General features: G+C 52.0%; 4 protein-coding genes and 1 tRNA gene. All 5 read right to left on the bottom strand.

What is annotated here, in order from left to right; genetic code table 11:
* Positions 1–362 (bottom strand): hypothetical protein (locus tag AB1690_00375; protein ID MEW6013758.1); only part of this gene is annotated, 362 nt, incomplete at its 3' end.
* A gap of 42 nt (positions 363–404) precedes the next feature.
* Positions 405–491 (bottom strand) — tRNA-Ser (locus AB1690_00370).
* A 304-nt stretch (positions 492–795) separates the two neighbouring features.
* Entirely contained in the window at positions 796–1,728 is a 933-nt protein-coding gene (locus tag AB1690_00365) for a hypothetical protein (protein ID MEW6013757.1), read from the bottom strand.
* 121 nt (positions 1,729–1,849) lie between these two features.
* Entirely contained in the window at positions 1,850–3,055 is a 1,206-nt protein-coding gene (locus tag AB1690_00360) for a right-handed parallel beta-helix repeat-containing protein (protein ID MEW6013756.1), read from the bottom strand.
* A 75-nt stretch (positions 3,056–3,130) separates the two neighbouring features.
* Positions 3,131–3,979 (bottom strand): DUF4846 domain-containing protein, encoded by an 849-nt coding sequence (locus AB1690_00355; GenBank protein MEW6013755.1) that lies wholly within the window; start codon positions 3,977–3,979, stop codon positions 3,131–3,133.
* Positions 3,980–4,146 lie beyond the last annotated feature (167 nt).

Here is a 4,146-nt window from a genome sequence, read left to right as displayed (position 1 = left end):
TTGATAGCGGCATCGCCCATCAGCAGTATCGCTTTAATGCCCGGAAACGATTTCAGCTCCTCTTCAAGAGCAAAGGAATACTTCTCTATTGTCTCCGCCGGGACGGTCAAACCCTTTCTGGGTTCTCTGACCGCCACGGTCAGATAGACGCCTTTCTTGACGATATCATTGATGCTTTCAGCGTCTACTCCGGCGCTTCTGAATGCCGCAATAGTATTGGTGACATAGAGTGAATCAGTAGAAGAATAGAAATAGTCCATCATATTCTCCGGCAACGCCTCACAAATCATCACGACGCGGATTTTTTTTGGTTTGATGTTTGCCGGCAAGATTGATGCAGGCATCAGCCCTCGCTTAATCATTGAAACCTCCCAGTCATACTGTGCTCCATCCCATTTTCTTTACGGAGGGAGTAGGATTCGAACCCACGGTCCGCTCACACGGACAACGGTTTTCAAGACCGCCGCTTTCGACCACTCAGCCATCCCTCCGGATCAATTCTCCCGGCAGAATAAAGGTATAACAGCAGCCATCGTCAAGAGAATTTCCCAATATAAAAAGGCGCCGGTATTGCCGGCGCCTCACTTTTCTTGCTGCGCCGTCAGGAATCTTTCCTGACGGTCGAAGAGGAGAGTCAGGAAGTCCGCCGCGGCGGACAGACACCGATTCAACGCAGGCCGCGTCAAGTGGATTTCCCAATATAAAAAGGCGCCGGTATTGCCGGCGCCTCAGATTTCCATGTCAGTTCTCTCTCCCACTGTTCCCCGGGGAGAACCGACCTATGAATTGGAAGAATTAATCCTTAATATCCCGAATCTTTCCCATCAGGTTGTCCCAGCGGGATTGGGCTGTCCCCTGCTCCGGACCGCACTCCTCCACTATGTTCCAGACTACGTTGCCATGGATGAAGGAGGCATGCATGGTTCGCTCGACAAACTCAATATTGAGCGTCCAGCCGCCGGCGATATTGAGCGAATCGGAGAGACCGCTGCCGCCGACACATTCCAGAGTCAGGTTGGCTTCGGCATGAATTGAGCCGCTTGCCGGGCAGGCGTCATGATTGAGCGCCACCGAGTCAAAATAGAGGTCGCTGAAACTCTGATTGATGGCGGCATCAAGATTGCAGTAGGCGGTATCGCTTTCATAGAAAGAGAAAGAGGCCGAATCGCTGGTGGCGCCGTTAAGAGTGAATTCCACCTGATAGATTCCGGTCAGGTCAACGGAAGCATGATTGCGAAGAGAGATGCTGCCATCGGGGAACTCGATACCGACCTGATGATGCGCCCGGACATTGAGCCCGGTGACAGTCGAGTCAGGCAGAGCGATATAACCGGTGCCGTTGCTGAAGCGAAGCGAGTCGTGCCCTTCAAAGAAGACCGTATCGCCGTATGACTGGCTGAGGGAGGCGGTAAAGCCAAATATATGCCAATAGTTGGAGGTGTCATAAGTAACTATCTGTATGTAATAACTGCTGTCGGCGACTGGCTTGTATGTCCTTTTGCCAACTGCGCCATCGGCTTCATCCATGAGCGCCAGAGAAAGGTCGATAAGATACTGGTCCTGTTCCAGCATTCCCTGACCGATTAGTTCCTTCATCATCTGGAATTCCACGGCGGTGGTATCGCCGGCAACCAGTTCCGATTTGGTCGATTTGCTGCCGCAACCTATAACCAGGATGAGGGCGGCGGAAAGGGTCATTACCAATGCCAATAAGAACAATCTGCGCATAATTCCTCCTGCAACTGCTATACTGTTGTACCCACTACCATTTATTATCGGATAGAAATAGCCCCAACTGAAGGTAAAAAAGCGCTTTGAGGGATTGGCTTACTTAATGAGAATCAAGCAGTTACTTGCCTCGCCCCTGAGGGCCGCCATACAGCCCGATATCGGAACGGGAGCCGTCATGGTCAAATACTTCGGGATGCCCGGAATCAACCGCCGGAGACTCCGGCTTTAGGATGAAAATATTTTCGCCGACAAAGAGGGGGTCAGCCGAGAGATTGCCGTTGAGGTCGGTCTGGTCCCAGATATCTTTGTAATTACCTTCTTTGTTGTTCCAGACAATATTATAGGAGAATTCCCATTTTGCCCAGTCGCCAAAGTTCCAGACACCGACACAGGGGCAGACCCATTCCCGCCGCCAGCCGTTGCTGGTGATAATATTGTTTATAATCCGTCCCCGGCTCTCGGTGGACCAGGGAGCCACCCCGCAGTTGCCGTTATGATGGACGACATTGTTGGAAATATCCATAAAAGCTTTGCCGGTAGCGATAATCCCCCAGCCGAGGTTGTCATAGACGGCATTATTGTGCGCCACCACCCAGGAGGTGCCAAAGGCGCCGATTCCTTTCCAGTAACCGGTCACGATATTGCGATAAGCAAAGCAGGTGGCATCCCAGGTTACCCCGATACCGGCTCCGCGCCCTTCTTTTATGGTGCAGTCGCTTATGACAGCCAATGCCCCCCGATAGAGGGCGACCCCATCCCAGCCGTTGTTGACAATATTGCATCTTTCAATATACAGTTCCGCCCCCTCCCGCCCGATGACGCCGCTGATACCAACCACCACGGAATCGATGCGGTGGTCATTGTTTATGATATCAACCCCATGTATATGCACACGGGAATTGCGCGCCACCACCGCGGCATCAGTGGCATTGCCGTCAACATCCCGGATGCCGCCGGTAACGGTCAGATTTTGCAGCGAAGAATTAGGGGAGTTAACGAAGAATACGCCGTAGCCGGCATTGGTATGGAGCACCGAGCGGGTGCGGTTTTCGCCTATGAGATGAAGCGATTTCCCTTTGATAATAAAACCGTATCGGGCTTTGACCGGGGTGGCATGCTCCTGGCAGTTGCCGCAGAGAGAATCGGTAAAAGCCACCGGGGCGGCTTCGATTACCTTTTCGCTGATTCTGATAGTATCCCCGTCGGAAGCGTAATTGATTACCGCCTGGAGGTCATCGCCCCGTTCGATAGTCAAGGTGCGCGCTGACGCCGGAGGGAAGAGTATTATACAGATTACCAGCAGCCTCAGGATAACCGGGCGCAAACTGCCGCCTTTCAGAAATTAATCCTTTTCCAACGGCAATTATATCATTCGGGGCGATTCCGGCAAGCAAAAAAATCACTCGGCGAACCGGTAGAATTTTCCTTCGCCATGTTCTTTGAGATATTCTTTCAGTTCCGGGATGGTAAACCAGGGGTTGCCGTTTCCGGGACGGGGTCGCGCCACGAGAAAAGAGTGCGCCGGTATTCCGCCCCAGCCAGCCATAACTACCTGCTCCCCTTTCTTATTAATGCAGACATCAAGGATTACCGCGCAATGCCCGACGGAGTCGGGGTCATCGGGGCGAAATTGTATATACAGGTTCGCCGGGGCGAGATTCTTCTCATCGACCGGTTTGAGATTCAGAAGAAGTTTTCGGGCGTTCATCTGGGACAGAACAAAATGAAGGTACCGATAATATTCTTTGTCGTTGGCGATTCTCTTTTCACCGGGTGTATAGATTAATTCTCCGCGGGGGCTGAAACTATATTCGCCCCCGAGCCAGCGGTTATAGTTGACCGTATCGGTCTTGCTGAGGCGAATCGGAAAATCGCCCAGAGCATCGACCGCCCTTAAGTACTCCATAACCATCTGCATCGGAATATCCGGATTCTGCTGGGCTTCGGTGCCGACGCCGAAATCAATCACGCCTGCCACCGAATCGGGGGGATAGAGCATCTGGCCGTTCCATAGGACAACCCATTTATGCCGCGCCTGCAGGGGCAGGTTAGTTACCCATGCCTGGAATTCATTCATCTGACCGGCCGGGTACCGCTCAAATCCGGAGGGGGCATCAAAGACCCGCAGAAGGGTAAGTTTTTCATCAAAGGACATGGAAAAGGGAAACAGCGGATTGGGAGGTTGCTGTGCAACCACGTTTAGTGTTAACAGCAGAAAGAGTGTCAATGCCCTAACGACTATTTTCATGCGTTCCTCCATCAGTTCGTAAGTTAAGCCTGGTCAACCAGTATTGAGTTATTATACAATTCAAAGGTCCGGAAATTTCGGTCAAATTTGACGGTTCGCTTTCGCCAGAGCCCGGGCAAATTTGCTTTGGGTATGGAACTTAAGCGGTATTTTAAGATGCCCCAAGA

The sequence above is a fragment of the Candidatus Zixiibacteriota bacterium genome, assembly GCA_040753495.1.
In the GTDB taxonomy this organism is placed as follows: Bacteria; Zixibacteria; MSB-5A5; order GN15; family PGXB01; genus DYGG01.
Note: the sequence above shows the minus strand (reverse complement) of the source record. Positions and strands in the feature narration are given on the sequence as shown.